The sequence below is a fragment of the Cupriavidus sp. FW305-3-2-15-C-LB2 genome, from assembly GCF_058787575.1.
In genome coordinates, this window is record NZ_JBYSZW010000026.1 from 27536 (window position 1) to 42795 (window position 15260).

Here is a 15260-nt window from a genome sequence, read left to right on the forward strand (position 1 = left end):
GGCGTCCGAGCTTCCTACTGTGTGACGACCACTTCCACCCGCCGGTTCGCCGCGCGGGCGGCGGGGGTCTTGTTGTCCGTCAACGGCTCGGTGTCGCCTTTGCCGATGGCTTCGAGGCGTCTCTTGGCGACGCCCTGGCTGGCGAGGTATTCGCTGACCATGGCGGCACGCTCCTCGGACAGGACCTGGTTGGACGGGTAGCGGGCGCTCTTGATGGGCTGGTTGTCGCTGTGGCCGATCACCTGCACCTTGCCCTGCAACTTATTGATTTCGCCCGCCACTTTGTTCAGCGTCGGCTTCAGCTTCGCATTGACCTCGGCCCGGCCCGCGCCGAACATGTCGTCGCCGCGAAACACTACGGTGCTGCGGTGGTTGTCGTCCCTGACAGCTACCACGCCGCGCGCGATCTCGTCCTTGAGCAGCTCGGCCAGGCGCAACGCCTTCGGTGCGGGGGGTGGAGTCAGGTTGCCAATGGCCCCGATCTGTTGCACTACGTCACGCTCCTGGAGCATCAGCTGGTACTTGTAGTATCCGGCCAGGCCAGCGACGGCCAGAAGGCCCGCTGCGCAGGTCATCCAGACCGGGATGCCGCTCAGGTGATGGAAGCGGCCAGGCGGGGCGGGCTGCGAGTGGGAAGACAGTTCCTTGGGCACTGGTCCGTTGTGCTTGCTGATCGCATCGAGCAGGCGTCCCCGGATCGCGTGCAGTTGCTGGTCACCGTCCGCCATGCCGCGATACCGCCCCTGAAACCCCAGCGAGAGGATGTGGTAGTAGACCTCGATGGTGCCGATGTTCTCGGCCACCGATTCCACCAACCGGCCCAGGATGAGGAACACCTTGGTGCCGCCCTCGCGGTCCTGGTGGAAGGTCGAGGCCAGGGCGCTGCCAGGCCATGCGCCCAGCGAAGCCGCACTGCCGCCGCCCCACTCGGTATGGCTCACGGCCTCATCCAGCGCGGTGCAGAGTGCGTAGTGCGCGGCGGTGGTGTGTTTGCGGTCGATGTTCAGTCGGTCGCACACCGCCTGGAAGGTGCGCAATTCCTGCTCCAGCAGGGTGCGCAGACGTTCCACCTCACCGCGCTTATCCAGCTTGGGCGGGATGTCTGCCAGTGCGCGCAGCAGCGGCCTGGCGGCTTTCAGCAGGGGATTGCGCGCACCGTTGATCTCGGCAATGCGGACCTCGATGGTCTTGGCTGAAGGGAGAAGCTTCGTGGCGGGTTCCTGAGTCTCCTGACCGGTTACGGCCTGCCTGGCAGAGGAGCCTGGTTTCGGCGGCCGTGTCCGTTGCGGCGCGGGATCATCTTTGTCTAGCCATGCTGTCATGTTGGCGTTCCTTCAAGGATTGACGGATGCGGCAAGAGCGGTGCATTTGCCATCACGCGTCCGTCACAGCCTTGGCATCGGGAATCCCGAGGGGATGACTTTTTCCATGGCCTTCCTGCCTTGATCGATGACTGCATCCCGGGCGGCATCCGCTGCGCGCCCTGCTGCGTCGCCCAATGCCCGCATGACCCTGTCCTTGGCGGCATCGATTTCGCGCTCGACGGCCAGAGCGGTATCTTGCACCTTGTCCAACACGCCCTTTGCGCTCATGCCGAGGTGCCGCACTGCCTTGCTGTCGCCGACAAAGAATGTCCTGGCCCACCCGTAGCCGCCTGGTGCGTATTCGTGGAAATTCGGCACACGGAACCAGGCACGGCTGTCGTGGATGTAGTTATCGAACAACTCAATGGCTGCCTTCTCACGCAAGGCAAAGTCGTCCACGGCCTTGGCAGCGGTCGTGGCCCTCAGGTAGAGGATCATCTCCGGCGCAGGTTCCACCAATACGTCATCGATGGGCCAATAACCGCGAACGGCAGCGCTTTTGGTCAAGATATCGTCGTCGACCATAACGAGCAGCTTCGAATCCGTGCGTGGACGCTCTGCGCGGGGCATCGCCAGGTACTTGAAACCATTGGCGACCCGTTCCGCTGCCCCGATGGGTGAAAAAGCCGGCCGGGCCATCATTTCCTTCCGCACATTCAAGCCGGGCTGAAGTTCAGGGTGCAGGTATCCCAATAGCAACTGGAATTCCTCAGCCGCCTCCAGCAAGTCGGTGCGGTCATTGGTGACAAAGTCATCGGCACCTTCCCCAGGGCGGCAGTCGGCCGGGTTCTTGCCAACCGCCTCCGCCATCAGCTCATTCTCCCGCGCGGCGATGGCGGCATCGTTCGCGGCAATCTTGGCCTCCAGGGCTCGGCGCTTGGTCAAACCCGCCATGTCCTGCGAAGTCGTCTGGGGAAACATTGCGCGGTCTCTGAGTTGCTGGACCTGAAGCTTCAACTGGATGCTGTCCTGTTCCAGCTTCTGGATTACGGGATCGGCCTTCCTTGCCTTATCCACGTCAGTGCGCAGTTGCTGGGGAGTCTTGCTGTCCTCGCGCTTGTTCGCCGGCTCCGCGCAATAGTGGTAGAACCCTTGGTTGGTAATGTAGGTGCCGGTGTGCCAGCGTGCGCGCAAGGTGCGCCATTGCAGGCTTTGCCGCAGGCCAAATTCGAGGGCCTTCTCCACGCCGTCAATGGCGGGCAGGGTTGCCCGCCAATCGTTGAAAGCCTTGGCGACGGCAGGGTCGATGGCGAAATCCGGCATGTTGTTCGCATCCATCCGGTCTTCGTCGTTCTTGGCATCCACCAGCCGCAGCGGCACACCGACCTTCAGTGCCTCGATGTACATGTCGTGCAGCGGAATCTTGCCCAACCGGTGGCCCTCGCCCTTGACCGACTTGCCCTGATCGCCCGGCGCGTAGCTGCCACCCACGTCCGAGTGGACGCCCGGGTAGGGCACTTCCAGCAGCTTGCTGTCGCCTGCCGGGTAGCTCTTCCCCTTCCGGATGGAATCCAGCGGGAAGCTCATGCGTTGTTCATGCATGGAGAAGAAATGCACGCACCGCCGCACCTGGGCGGGAATGTTCAGGGCGCCGCCCCCTGCCGCCCAGAAATGCCCGTCGAAGTATTCCAGATCCACGGCGGATTGAAACGACTCGGGCGGGCCCACCGACGCGACCGTATCGAACAGCCCCAGGAAGTTGACTTCGTAGTCGATCTTGCCCGCCAGCTTCCCGGCCTTGGCCCAGTAGTTGATCAGCTTGCTGACGAACACTCGGGCGCCCGCCGCGCCGCGCGAAAAGCCAAAAACGTTGACGTATGCCTTCCTGACGAGACGATTGCGTTTGCACTGGCGAACCAGGGAGTCGTATAGGCTGCCGAGGTGCTTCTCCTTGGCAGTGAGTAGGGAGGAACCCAGGTTCCAGTCGAGCTTCGCACAAATCTTGGCAGCTTCGTCATCTTTGATGAGACCATTTTCGTCTCCCGGAACCATAGCTTGGTACACGGCGTTCAGCACGCGCGTGTAACCCCAAGCACAGCGTTTGGCAAAGCCGCTCGCAAAAGCCTTGCCACTACTGCTATAGGTGTGTTCGCCCAATTCGGGAAAGAGCGTACCGACTCCCGCAATGTAAGAACTGAAGATCCCCTGCTGCGGGCGGGTAGGGCAGGCCCGGAACAACCGCGCAACATTGGTATGCGTCTTGTAGGTAGAATCCCGCCAGCGGGCAGGAGTTCTGACATCATCATTGTTGTTGGTGCCATCGAAGAACAGGTTGATGTGAATTGTCTGTTCACAGTCGCCATGGGGATCGTCCACGGTGGTCTTGCCATTCTGGTAGGCGCGCTTTCCCTCGGGAAGGCGACCCTTATCCGTTTCCGGCATGGCAATAGGCAGGCGGAAAGCGGTCATCATTGGAACCTCTTCAGTGCTTGCTGGGTCAGGGCCTCGTCACGTACACCTTGAACGACGAAAGGGTCGTCTTCTGTGGGCTTCGTTCTGACGGAATTGTGACCATTCGCATTGCCGTCCATGACCATCACCTTGACACGATCCCCCGGTAGGAATATCGCCCAGAATCCGTAGGTATCCGGACCGTATTCCGGCACGGTGACTGTTGCGGTCAGCACCGCCAGCCCGCTTCTGTCCTTGTAGTCAAACGGCTTGCGGTCGCGCTCCCATTCGATGCGTAGTTGCGTGCCGGGCTTCCATGGCTGAGGGATGCCGACGCAACACATCTCGCCAGGTTCGGCAGGCCCTTCTTTGTATGCAGGCCCCATGTTTGCGCCGCCACCGTTCATTCCTCGTGGCCCCGTGACGTAATAGCTATAGATGGCATCGGACGAGTAGTTCAGACCGCGAGCGCTGCCGGGACTTACGTGCTCCTTCTCAGCTCCAACCGTGGTTTTTGCCGCCAAGTCAGTCCGCGATTCGCCTGAGCATGCGGAAAGGACACCGAGCGCGCCCAGCAACACCAGTGCGGCTTGCCATCGATGTGCGCGCTTCCGATTCAAGCTATTTCTTGTCATCGTTTCTCTCCGCTTGTTGATCGGCCTGCCTGGCAAGCACGCGCTTCCACACGTAGTCAGGAACATGGGCCATGCAGGCGTTGAAGCTGCAGCCCTCGTGCATCCGTTGTTCCAACGCGCGGTACACGTCTGGATCTTGATCAAAGTCGGCGCCATAGCGGTACGAGTATTGGCAGTACCCAAGGCGGTCGGCGGGCTCGATGAGCCGCCAGGCAGCCACGCGCTTGTAACGCGCAACGAAATCCAGGAAGCGCGGCAGGTAGGGACCATCGCCCGGTACGGTGCCGTCTTCAACGAGGCCCGCCAGCATCTGATCCGGCTCGCAGTGCGCCATGAAGTCATCAACCTGCTGCTCATCGAATGCAATGGCAACTGGTGTCGTCTCGAACTGATTGCCGTTCAGCGGCCCATCCAGTCGCTTCCACTCGGGATCATGGCCGCGGTACTTCCACTGGAGAATGGGTTCCATCAGCTTGTGCGTCGTCTCTTCGCCCCACAGCGTCATGACTGTGCGCAGGTTGCGCGGATCGAAATAACGCACCATGGCGTTCAGCCCGTCGCCGAGGTCGGCGATCAGGAACTGCCGCAGGTGCGTGGCGAGCGCGTCGATTCCGATGCGGCTCCAGATCAGGGTCATGCAGGGGGCGAGCAAGTCCAGTTCATCCAGCCTGGCAAGCCACGGTTCGCCTGCATCTGCAATGTGCGCCAGGAACAGCGAGGCGTCGCCCGCTTCTTCCTCGGGAAGGCCGGCATACACATTACGGTGCTCGGTGGCCTCGCGCATCAGGTCACCAATCAGCAGCGGGTGCTGGGCGCCGTCGGCGAGCGCGTAGATATAGACGGTGTTTGGTTCGGTTGTCATCGCCGGTCTCGGGTCAGCGCAGCAGCAGGCCCGTGTTGCGCCTGGCTGCCTTGAGCAGGCATTCCAGGCAGACCTGCTTTGTGCTCAGTTCCGTCGGGATGCTGTTAGGCCCGGTCAGCAGCTTGCTGGCGGCGTGGACGGTGAACCTGCCGTTGGTGCCATGCTCGATGTTGCCGTCCAGTCGCAGGTAGCTGCCGCCGCCTGCCAGCAACAGTTTCTGCCTGGCCTGAATGGTGATCTCGTCGGCGGTCAGGGTGATCTTGAGCTTCGCCAGCAGATTGATATTGTTCTTCAGGGCTTGCAGGTCGATATCGCCCATGTTTGCAACCAGCTTCATGCCAGCCTCATAGGCGAACATGCGCAGCGCCTTGCGCACGCTGGCAAAGAAGCCGCCACCGGCGGTGACGGACAGGTGTTCCCCCGTGGTCAGTGCGGTGTCGCCACCGCTGGCGATGTGGGTCGAACCCGCTGCCGTGGAGACGATGCCGGCGGGGCTGGCCGATACCAGATGGGGGGCGGTAAATTCCTTCAGTTCGCCTCCGCCCTGGATTTGCTCGAGCTGCTTCTCCAGCAGTTTTGCAATGTCGGTCTGTTCGCCGTCCTGGGCCTGGGCTTCAGTCGCCTTCTCTCCCATGGTGGCGGCAATGCCCTGTGCCTGTTCGAGCAACTGGACGACATCCCGCACATTCATCGCGTTGCCTTCAGCGTTCAGGCGCGAAAAGGTGGTGATAAGCAGGCCAAGTGCGGCGCGCAGCGCGCCATGCGCGTCGGTGCGCAGTTCGAACCCTTCTCCCCGCTTGTCCTTGCGTCCCTCCCAACCCCTCACCCGGACAATGTGGCCCAGGGCCAGCAGGCTGTTCTGGTAGTCCGACCCGACTTGCACCTGCTGCTGGCCCTGCGTGTCGTCGTAGAGGGTCTGGTTGCGGCCTTCGCCGAACAGTTCCTTGCTCTGGTAGCCGGACAATGCATGCTGGCTGGGCAACTGCCACGGCGGCAGGTTCAGCCGGTTATTGACAGGCCCGATGATGATTGGCCGATCCGGGTCTCCGCCCTCGTATATGACAATGACTTCCTGGCCGATGCGCGGCAGGTGCGTGTTGCCGAAACGACCGCCCGATGAAAAACCGGTTACGCGAATCCAGCAGGAGCTATTCTCGTCAAAACTACCGTAACGATCCCAGACAAACTGGCAGCGCACCCGTCCCAGATCATCGCTCCAGATTTCCTGATTGGCCGGGCCGACGACCCTGGCGATGTGATGCCCGCCGATGTAAGGCTTCTTGACCGACTCGGGCCGGAAGATTTCGCTGGTGGGGCTGGGCTTCGAATTCCACCTCGCAGCGCCATTGCTGGTCGCTACCCGCGAACTCGCCCACGTCCTCGATTAGCAGGCGCGTAGCGAAAATCAGGTACTCGCGGTTGGCCTTAGCACGCAGGAAGCGCTTCAGCGTAAAGGTGTGGCCCGGCGCCATTGCGCGCACGTTGCCCTGGCCGCGCACCCGCACGCCGTGTTGCCGCAGGCGTTCCATATTGATGCGCGCCAGCATGTCGCCTTCCTTGCGGGCGTCATTGCCGGACTTGGGCTGAACGTAATCGCCTGGCCAGCTGTACAGTTCATAGGTGGCATGGCTGGTCTCGCGGGGGTCGTCAACGGAGACATTCAGGTCGGCGCGGGGCTGGTTGTAGTCGTAATCCCCGTGCGCCCACGAGCCTGTAATCAGGCAATCGCGTACCTCGAATTGGTGGAGGTGTTCTTCGTCCACCCGGTCCGAGGATGGATACCAGTTGATGGTGTGATACGCGGGGCTGGGGATGTTCTGGAAGGCGCCATTGCCATCCGTCAGCACCATGCGGTGATGGCCGTTCGTGTGCTCCCAATGGAAATTCAGGCCCCACTCTGCGAGCAGCCGGCGCACGAACTGGTAGTCGGTCTCGCCGGCCTGCAATTGATACTGGCGCTTGGGATACTCGATGAGTGAAAGCCGGCGCTCGACCGGAAATGTATATCTGCTCAGCACCACTTCCACGATTTCCAGGACATTCATGTTCTGGAACCGCTTGAAGGTGGAGGTGAGCGTGCCGAGCCAAAACCAGGGGCGCAAGGTCAGGCGATAGCGAATGCGCTCGTTTTCGTGGTAAGGGCCGCGCACATCGGTGACGATCCCTGTTATCTCGCGCTTGCCCCTGCCGAGGCCGCCGTCCAGGCCGCTGCCGGAGCCGTCCAGTTCGATACTGACTGTCAGCTCCTTGCCTTGCATGGCTTCCAGGTCGAAATCGCCCGCCGGACCGTACAGGACATTGCGGTCGTCCGGCGTCTTGAGTTCCAGCTCATACTCGAACAGCGAATTGATACCCTCGGTGCCGGACAGCCTGGAAAATACTAGCAGCGGCTGTCCCAATAGTTCCGGCAACCCATCACCGGATACGGTAACGGTACGGGAGGAAAACGGTAATCGGCTACCCATGCGAAGCACTCCGTGGAGTTGAACGCTTTCGTGCCGAAAAAAACTAGTGACTGGATACGCTGCGTCTCACGGCACGCTGTCGCTGCGGCGGTCATTGAATGACGGCGCGCTGCAACTCAAGATGGATAGTAAAAATGGTGCTGTCGAAAAAATAAATCAGGCGATTCTGATTTTGCTCTTCAAGAAAAATGAAGCCAGAATTCAAAAAAACAGAATTCACCAGGGACAGCATGCTCGCAACGGCATGCAAGCCGCGCCGCCGCCGTAAAGAAATGCGACAGCTGCTGGTCGGCCACGAAGAATATGGCGAAGAACACCGACCCCATGCCGTATCCACGGCCACACGGGGCTCCGCAAGCAATGTTTCACCTCGGAACCTGAAAGCGCGGGTTCCGCCCCCTTCAGCCTTTGCCCTTGCCCCTGGTCGCGGCGGCTTTCCCCTGCGTGCGCCCGACGGCCCGTTTTGGCACGGCCTCCGGCTTCGCCGCCTGGGCCGACTTCATCAAGTTGCTTTCGCTGGTGGTCACACCCACGATCCGGGCGAGCTGCCGGCTTACGCTGATGTAGGCGTGGCCCATGCGGGCATCGAAATACAGCGCATCGCCCCGCGCCAGGTGCAGCTTCTCGCCGTTGTCGAAATGGATTTCGATCTCGCCGCTGAGCACATAGACAAACTCCTCGCCGGGATGGCGCGAGAAGTCACCGGGGCCCTCGATGCGGCGCGCATGCACGGTGCCGACCACCGGGCTCATCTGCTTGCCGACGGCCTCTGTGCCAAGAAACTCATAGGTCAGCGACGATCCCCGGTAGGTCACGCCCGCGCCGGCCCGGGTCACGACCGGCCCCTGGAACGGTGACGTCTTCGTGCCGGCACCCGCGAACATCGAGCCCATGTCCATCTGCAGCGCCTGGCCCAGCGCGGCAAAATTCTCGTAGCCCAGCGCCAGTTGCCCGCGCTCCGCGCGCGAGATGGTGGTGATCGAGACTCCCGACAGTTCGGCGAGGTGCGCCAGCGTCCAGCCAAAGGCCTTGCGCGCCGCGCGCAGGCGCTTGCCAAAGGTTTCACGGTCGAGCGTGCGCGACTCGCCGTCATCGGTCCCGATGCCGCTGCCGCGCCCCTGGGCGGTGTGTGGTTTCAAGCCTGCGTCCTTTTTTCCGTTGGACGGAATGCTAACAGAGCAGACCGCGCCAAGGCTTATCCCCTTGCCGCCCACCTTAGCGCAAGATTTGCGCATCCGCAATTTGCATATACGCAAATTCTTGCCTACACTCACTCCCATTCCGAATGCATGAGCGCCCCGCAGGCGCTCTCCTGCCACCTGATCCATGCACCCGACTCACGCTGCCTCACCGATTCCAGCCGACTATCTCATCATCGGAGGCGGCATTGCCGGTGCTTCCGTCGCGTACTGGCTCGCGCCCCATGGCCGCGTCATCCTGCTCGAACGCGAAGCCCAGCCTGGCTACCACTCGACCGGCCGCTCGGCGGCGTTGTTCATGGAAAGCTACGGCACCACGCAGGTCCGCGCGCTGACGATGGCAAGCCGCGCCTTCCTGCAGGATCCGCCGCCGGGTTTTGCCTCGCACCCGCTGCTCACGCCGCGCGGCGCGCTGATGGTCGCCGGCCCCGGGCAACAGCATTTGCTTGACGCGCACTGGGACGTGGTGCGCGCCGTCGATCCCGACGCCCGCCTGCTGAGTGCCGCGCAAGCGTGCGAGCGCGTACCAGCGCTGCGCGCGGAGCAAGTGATCGGCGGCGTTTATGAGCCCGGCGCCGCGGACATGGATGTGGACGCGATCCACCAGGGCTACCTGCGCGGCATGCGCCAGGTCGGCGGCAAGCTGGTGTGCGATGCCGATGTCACGGCCATGGCACGCGTGCGGGACCACTGGCGCGTGGAGGCTGGCGGGGCGGTATATGCGGCACCGGTGGTACTCAACGCCGCCGGCGCCTGGGCCGACGTCATCGCGCGGCTGGCCGGCGTGCAGCCGCTGGGGATTGAACCCCGCCGCCGCTCTGCCTTCGTCTTTGCTCCGCCCGCGGATATGGACACCAGCGGCTGGCCCATGGTCTTCGGCGCCGACGAGGACTGGTACATCAAGCCCGATGCCGGCATGTTGCTGGGCTCCCCGGCCAATGCCGACCCGGTCGAGCCACAGGACGTCCAGCCCGAGGAAATGGATATCGCGCTCGCCATCGACCGCATCGAGACCGCGACCTCGCTCAGGATCCGCCGCCCTGCGCGCACCTGGGCCGGGCTGCGCTCCTTCGTCGCCGACGGTGACCTGGTGGGCGGGTTCGACGACGCCGTGCCGGGCTTCTTCTGGGTGGCGGGCCAGGGCGGCTACGGCATCCAGACCTCGGCGGCCATGGGCGAGACCTGTGCCGCGCTGGCGCGCGGCCTGCCGGTGCCGGCGCATCCTGCTTCGTTCGGCCTGAGCGCCGGGATGCTTGGGCCGGGGCGCCTGCGCCGCCTGGCCGCCTCGGCCTGAATCGCGCTTTCCCCCAACCGCTAATCCCCGACTGACCAGGAGCCAACCATCGTGCGTGTCTTCAGTGCCTCCCTCGCTACCGAAACCAACACCTTTGCGCCGATGCCCACCGGCCTGGCGTCCTTCAGGGATCGCGGCTACTTCGCGGCCGGCCAGCATCCTGACCAGATGACGTTTTTCTCAGGGCCGCTGTGGGCAGCACGGATCCGCGGCAAGGAGCGCGGCTGGCAGCTGTGCGAAGGCATGGTGGCCGGCGCGCAGCCCAGCGGCACCACCACCCGCCATGCCTACGAAACCCTGCGCGAGGAACTATTGGCCGACCTGCGCGCGGCGCTGCCGGTGGACATGGTGCTGCTCGGCCTGCACGGCGCGATGGTGGCCGATGGCTATGACGACTGCGAGGGCGACCTGCTGCAGCGTGTGCGCGCCATCGTCGGCCCGGACGTGGTGATCGGCGCGGAGCTGGACCCGCACTGCCACCTGACGCCCGAGATGACGGCATACGCCGACGTGATGGTCGCCTTCAAGGAATACCCGCATACCGACGTGCTGGAACGCGCGCTGGAACTGGTCGACCTGTGCGCGGCCACGGTGGCAGGCAAGGTTCGCCCGGTGGCGGCGGTGGTCGATTGCAGCATGATCGTCACGGTCCACACCTCGCGCGAGCCGGCGCGCGGCTTCATCGACCGCATCCAGTCGCTGGAAGGGCGCGACGGCGTGCTGTCGATCTCGGTGGCGCATGGGTTTTCATGGGGCGATGTGCCGGCGATGGGCACCAAGGTCCTGGTCTACGTCGATGGCAACCAGGCCAGGGCCGATGCGCTGGCGCGGCAACTCGCCGACGAACTGATCGCCATGCGCGACGGGCTCACGGTGCGCTACCCGGACATCGACACCTCGCTTGACGAGGCGCTGGCCTGCGACGGCGGGCCGGTGGTGCTGGCCGACGGCGCCGACAATCCCGGCGGCGGCGCAGCCAGCGACTCCACCTTTGTCCTGCGTCGCATGATCGAGCGCGGCATCGGCAATGCGGCGGTCGGCCCGATGTGGGACCCGATCGCGGTGCGCATCGCCTTCGATGCCGGCGTGGGCGCACGCCTGCGGATGCGCATCGGCGGCAAGATCAGTCCGCTATCGGGCGACCCGTTGGACCTGGACTGCACGGTCAAGGCTCTGCTGCCCGACATGGTGATGACCGGGCTGTCCGACGCGCCGGTACCGATGGGCGACTGCGCGCTGGTGGAAGCCAACGGCATCGACATCGTGCTGAACACGCTGCGCAACCAGGCCATGGGCACGGACATGTTCACCCAGCTGGGCTGTGACCTGGCGCGCAAGCAGATCATCGTGGTCAAGTCCTCGCAGCACTTCTACGCGTCCTTCTCGAAAGTGGCAAGGCACGTGATCTACGCAGGCGCCCCGGGGGCCGTCACGCTTGACCTCACGACCCTGCCCTATCGCAAGATCCAGCGGCCCAAGTGGCCCCTGGACAGCGCTGCGGCCTGAGCGCCGGCCGCCTGGCTGCGATCACGACAACAACGACAACGAAGAAAGCGGAGACTGCACATGACACCAAACCGATCCCTGTCCGCCGCGCTCGCGGTGGGCGCCCTGGTCCTGGCAGGCGCCAGCCTTCCCGTGCTGGCACAGACCAAGACGCTCAAGGTCGTGGCGCATGCCGACCTGAAGATCCTCGATCCGACCTTCACCACGGCCTACATCACGCGCAACTTCGGCTACATGGTCTACGACACGCTGTTCGCGCAGGACGCCAGGGGCAAGCCGCAACCACAGATGGTCGAGAAGTACAGCAGCTCGAAGGATGGCCGGCAGTGGAGCTTCACGCTGCGTCCCGGCCTGAAGTTCTCGGATGGCAGCGCGGTTACCTCGGCCGACGCGATCGCCTCGCTGCAGCGCTGGGGCGCGCGCGACAGCCTGGGCCGAGCCATGGGCGAAGCCGGCGCCGAGTGGAAGGCGGTCGACGCGCGCACGTTCACGCTGACGCTCAAGGAGCCCTTTGGCATGGTGCTCGATGCGCTGGCCAAGCCCTCGGGCTTTCCCCCGGTGATCCTGCCGGAGCGCCTGGCCAGGATGCCCACCACCGCGCCGCTGCCCGAGGTGCTGGGCTCCGGCCCCTTCATCTTCAAGCGCGACGAATGGGTGCCGGGCAACAAGGCGGTGTTCGTGCGCAACCCGCACTACGTGGCACGCAGCGAGCCCGCGAGCGGCCTCGCCGGCAGCAAGCAGCCCCGCGTGGACCGCGTCGAATGGCTCTACCTGCCGGACGCCAACAGCGCCATCGCGGCGCTCAAGCGCGGCGAGGTCGACCTGATCGAACAGGTACCGCCGGACTACATCACCCCGCTGCGCGGCGACGCCAGCATCAAGATCGGCTCGGGCGGCGCCTACCAGGGCGTGCTGGTGATGAACCAGCTGCATCCGCCATTCAACAACCCGAAAGTGCGCCAGGCCTTCCTGCAGGCGGTCAGCCAGGAACGCTTCACCGCGGCCATGGGCTATCCGCTCGACATGCGCATCAACTACTGCGCCACCTTCTTCATCTGCGGCGGCCCCAACGATACCGCTGCCGGCGCCGAACCGTACCGCAAGGCCGATCCGGCGCGTGCCAGGCAGTTGCTGGGTGCGGCGGGCTACAAGGGCGAAAAGGTGGTGCTGCTGGTGCCGACCGACATTCCCCAGCTCAACGCTGAAGCCCTGATGGCGGCACAGACCATGCGCAGCATGGGCATGAACGTCGACATGCAGAACATGGACTGGGCCTCCATCGGCGCGCGCCGCGCCAAGCGGGATGCGCCCGAGGCCGGGGGCTGGAATATGTACGTGACCGTCGCGGGCGAGTTCGATGCCGATTCCCCGATTACCAATGCCTACCTCAGCGCCCCCTGCGGCACCAGCCTGCCCGGCTGGCCCTGCGACAAGCCGCTCGACGCACTGCGCACGGCCTGGGTCCGCGAGACCGTGCCCGCCAAGCGCAAGGAACTGCTCGATGCCTTCCAGAAGCGCGCCTATGAGGCGGTGCCCTATGTGAACGCCGGCCAGTACTCGTCGGCGTTCGCGGCGCGTGCCAGCCTCAAGGGCATCGACAAGATGTGGGCCGGCATGCCCACGGTCTGGATGCTCGACAAATAACCACGAAGCACGAACCACCGGGGGAAACACGACAATGGGCTACCTGCTCAGACGCCTGGCCGCGACGCTGCCCGTGATGGCAGTGGTGGCCGTGGTGGTCTTCCTGCTGATCCACTTGTCGCCGGGCGATCCGGCGGCGCTGATCGCAGGCGACCTCGCGACCGTTGACGACATCGCCAGGCTGCGCGGCGTGCTGGGGCTGGACCAGCCGCTGTGGCGGCAGTTCTTGCTGTGGCTCGGCCGGCTCGCCACCGGCGACCTCGGCACCTCCATCTTCACCCAGGTGCCGGTGGCGCAGTTGCTGGCACAGCGGCTGGAGCCGACCATCTCTGTCGCCGCGCTGACCATGCTGCTGACCTTGCTGGTCGCGGTGCCACTGGGAACGCTGGCCGCGTACCGCGCCGGCAGCTGGGTCGACCGGCTGGTAATGCTGTTCGCGGTGCTGGCATTCTCGCTGCCGGTGTTCCTGGTGGGCTACCTGCTGGTCTACGCCTTTGCCATCCAGTTGCCGTGGTTCCCGGTGCAGGGCTATGCGCGCCTCGCCGACGGCGCCGGCGCATGGCTGCGCAGCCTGGTGCTGCCCTGCGTCAACCTGGCGCTGGTCTATATCGCGCTGGTGACGCGCATGACGCGCGCCACCGTGCTGGAAGTGCTGCATGAGGACTACATCCGCACTGCGCGCGCCAAGGGCCTGGGCGTGCTGCCGGTGCTGGGCCACGCGCTGCGCAACGCGGCGATCCCGATCGCCACCACCGTCGGCATGGGCATCGCGCTGCTGATCGGCGGCGTGGTCGTGACCGAGACCGTGTTTGCGATCCCGGGTGTCGGCCGCCTGGTGGTCGACTCGGTGCAGCGCCACGACTACCCGGTGATCCAGAGCGTACTGCTGGTCTCCGCCGGGGTCTACGTGCTGATCAACCTGATGATCGACCTCAGCTACCGGCTGTTCGATCCGCGCATCAAGTACTGATGGCTTTCGCCGCGAGACACTGCTGACATGACCACTTCCCTGCCCGCGAACGAACCTGCCGTACCGGCACCCGACCATGCGCCTTTCGTGCTGCCGCGCTGGCACTGGGCGCGCAAGCACCCCACGCTGATCCTGGGCGCGCTGTTGTTGGCGGTGATCGCCGTGTTCTCCCTCGGCGCGCCCTGGATTGCCACCGTCGACCCGCAGGACATCGACCCGCTGGCGCGCATGCAGCCGCCATCGACCGAGCACTGGTTCGGCACCGACGCGCTCGGCCGCGACGTATTCAGCCGCGCGGTCTGGGGCGGCCGCGTCTCCATGATCGTGGGCCTGTCGGTCGGGCTGCTGGCAACCGTGTCCGGCGTGCTGCTGGGCCTGGTCGCAGGCTTCGTGCGCCGGGCGGACTCCCTGGTGATGCGCGTGATGGACGGCCTGATGGCAATCCCGGGCATCCTGCTGGCGATCGCGCTGATGGCCGTCACGCAGGCCAGCCTGGGCGCGGTGATCATCGCCATCGCCATACCCGAGGTCCCGCGCGTGGTGCGGCTGGTGCGCTCGCTGGCGCTGACCCTGCGCGAGCAGCTCTACGTCGAGGCGGCACACGCGGTCGGCACCCGCCTGCCGGTGATCCTGGTGCGCCACGTGGTGCCCAATATGGTGGCGCCGCTGATCGTGCAGGCCACTTTCGTGGCCGCCACCGCCGTGCTCACGGAAGCCGCGCTGTCGTTCCTCGGCGTCGGCGTGCCGGCCCAGATGCCGAGCTGGGGCAACATGATGGCCGAGGGGCGCAATTTCGTGGCCGTGGCCTTCCACATCATCCTGTACCCGGGCATCCTGCTGGCCGCGACGGTGCTGGCCATCAACCTGCTCGGCGACGGCCTGCGCGACGCGCTCGATCCGCGCCTGGCGCGGCAACTCTGAATCCGGGAG

At 64.6% G+C, this 15260-nt stretch carries 12 protein-coding genes and 1 pseudogene; 6 read left to right on the forward strand and 7 right to left on the reverse strand.

Annotation, left to right across the window (positions count from 1 at the left end; genetic code table 11):
* Positions 1 to 14: 14 nt before the first annotated feature.
* From tssL to AC3WRR_RS19360, 6 genes and pseudogenes are all read right to left on the reverse strand, one after another.
* Entirely contained in the window at positions 15 to 1322 is a 1308-nt protein-coding gene (gene tssL / locus AC3WRR_RS19335; RefSeq protein ID WP_439669944.1) for a type VI secretion system protein TssL, long form, read from the reverse strand.
* Positions 1323 to 1385: 63 nt separating this feature from the next.
* Positions 1386 to 3776, reverse strand: coding sequence for a T6SS phospholipase effector Tle1-like catalytic domain-containing protein (locus AC3WRR_RS19340; RefSeq protein ID WP_492297859.1), 2391 nt, complete (start codon positions 3774 to 3776; stop codon positions 1386 to 1388).
* Positions 3773 to 4390, reverse strand: a complete 618-nt coding sequence (locus AC3WRR_RS19345) for a DUF3304 domain-containing protein (protein ID WP_492297861.1) — start codon at positions 4388 to 4390, stop codon at positions 3773 to 3775. Before AC3WRR_RS19345 ends, AC3WRR_RS19340 begins: the two co-directional genes overlap by 4 nt.
* Positions 4377 to 5252 carry a DUF4123 domain-containing protein gene (locus AC3WRR_RS19350; protein ID WP_010812478.1) on the reverse strand — a complete coding sequence of 292 codons (876 nt, stop codon included), beginning with the start codon at positions 5250 to 5252 and terminating at the stop codon, positions 4377 to 4379. The genes AC3WRR_RS19345 and AC3WRR_RS19350 overlap by 14 nt, the downstream gene beginning before the upstream one ends.
* 13 nt (positions 5253 to 5265) lie before the next feature.
* A complete protein-coding gene (locus AC3WRR_RS19355) occupies positions 5266 to 5943 on the reverse strand; it encodes a DUF2345 domain-containing protein (protein ID WP_492297892.1) in 678 nt (225 codons plus the stop codon).
* Positions 5932 to 7717 (reverse strand): annotated as a pseudogene (locus tag AC3WRR_RS19360) (type VI secretion system Vgr family protein); the annotation flags it as partial. The gene AC3WRR_RS19355 and the pseudogene AC3WRR_RS19360, both read right to left, overlap by 12 nt.
* A 46-nt stretch (positions 7718 to 7763) precedes the next feature.
* Here AC3WRR_RS19360 and AC3WRR_RS19365 point away from each other — a divergent pair.
* A complete protein-coding gene (locus tag AC3WRR_RS19365; RefSeq protein WP_492297863.1) occupies positions 7764 to 7985 on the forward strand; it encodes a hypothetical protein in 222 nt (73 codons plus the stop codon).
* 133 nt (positions 7986 to 8118) lie between these two features.
* Here the strand turns inward: AC3WRR_RS19365 and AC3WRR_RS19370 are convergent, their stop codons facing one another.
* A complete protein-coding gene (locus AC3WRR_RS19370; protein ID WP_011617030.1) occupies positions 8119 to 8856 on the reverse strand; it encodes a helix-turn-helix domain-containing protein in 738 nt (245 codons plus the stop codon).
* A 187-nt stretch (positions 8857 to 9043) separates the two neighbouring features.
* Here AC3WRR_RS19370 and AC3WRR_RS19375 point away from each other — a divergent pair, with 187 nt between their 5' ends.
* From AC3WRR_RS19375 to AC3WRR_RS19395, 5 genes are read left to right on the forward strand one after another with little or no spacing between them, the layout of a single operon-like run.
* Positions 9044 to 10210, forward strand: a complete 1167-nt coding sequence (locus AC3WRR_RS19375; protein WP_492297865.1) for an NAD(P)/FAD-dependent oxidoreductase — start codon at positions 9044 to 9046, stop codon at positions 10208 to 10210.
* Between the two features lie 51 nt (positions 10211 to 10261).
* The gene (locus tag AC3WRR_RS19380) at positions 10262 to 11716 is read left to right on the forward strand and encodes a M81 family metallopeptidase (RefSeq protein WP_058697036.1); all 1455 of its coding nucleotides are present in this window, start codon (positions 10262 to 10264) and stop codon (positions 11714 to 11716) included.
* 60 nt (positions 11717 to 11776) lie between these two features.
* A complete protein-coding gene (locus AC3WRR_RS19385; RefSeq protein WP_492297867.1) occupies positions 11777 to 13360 on the forward strand; it encodes an ABC transporter substrate-binding protein in 1584 nt (527 codons plus the stop codon).
* 34 nt (positions 13361 to 13394) lie between these two features.
* Positions 13395 to 14330, forward strand: coding sequence for an ABC transporter permease (locus AC3WRR_RS19390; RefSeq protein ID WP_439672652.1), 936 nt, complete (start codon positions 13395 to 13397; stop codon positions 14328 to 14330).
* A 27-nt stretch (positions 14331 to 14357) separates the two neighbouring features.
* Positions 14358 to 15251: an ABC transporter permease gene (locus tag AC3WRR_RS19395; protein WP_492297870.1), complete on the forward strand. Its 894-nt coding sequence runs from the start codon at positions 14358 to 14360 to the stop codon at positions 15249 to 15251.
* The last annotated feature ends 9 nt before the right edge of the window (positions 15252 to 15260 follow it).

What these genes read in the sequence shown, in the direction of transcription:
- tssL (WP_439669944.1), bottom strand. Translation starts at nt 1,322, where the DNA reads ATGACAGCATGGCTAGACAAAGATGATCCCGCGCCGCAACGGACACGG.
- AC3WRR_RS19340 (WP_492297859.1), bottom strand. Translation starts at nt 3,776, where the DNA reads ATGATGACCGCTTTCCGCCTGCCTATTGCCATGCCGGAAACGGATAAG.
- AC3WRR_RS19345 (WP_492297861.1), bottom strand. Translation starts at nt 4,390, where the DNA reads ATGACAAGAAATAGCTTGAATCGGAAGCGCGCACATCGATGGCAAGCC.
- AC3WRR_RS19350 (WP_010812478.1), bottom strand. Translation starts at nt 5,252, where the DNA reads ATGACAACCGAACCAAACACCGTCTATATCTACGCGCTCGCCGACGGC.
- AC3WRR_RS19355 (WP_492297892.1), bottom strand. Translation starts at nt 5,943, where the DNA reads ATGAATGTGCGGGATGTCGTCCAGTTGCTCGAACAGGCACAGGGCATT.
- AC3WRR_RS19375 (WP_492297865.1), top strand. Translation starts at nt 9,044, where the DNA reads ATGCACCCGACTCACGCTGCCTCACCGATTCCAGCCGACTATCTCATC.
- AC3WRR_RS19385 (WP_492297867.1), top strand. Translation starts at nt 11,777, where the DNA reads ATGACACCAAACCGATCCCTGTCCGCCGCGCTCGCGGTGGGCGCCCTG.
- AC3WRR_RS19390 (WP_439672652.1), top strand. Translation starts at nt 13,395, where the DNA reads ATGGGCTACCTGCTCAGACGCCTGGCCGCGACGCTGCCCGTGATGGCA.
- AC3WRR_RS19395 (WP_492297870.1), top strand. Translation starts at nt 14,358, where the DNA reads ATGACCACTTCCCTGCCCGCGAACGAACCTGCCGTACCGGCACCCGAC.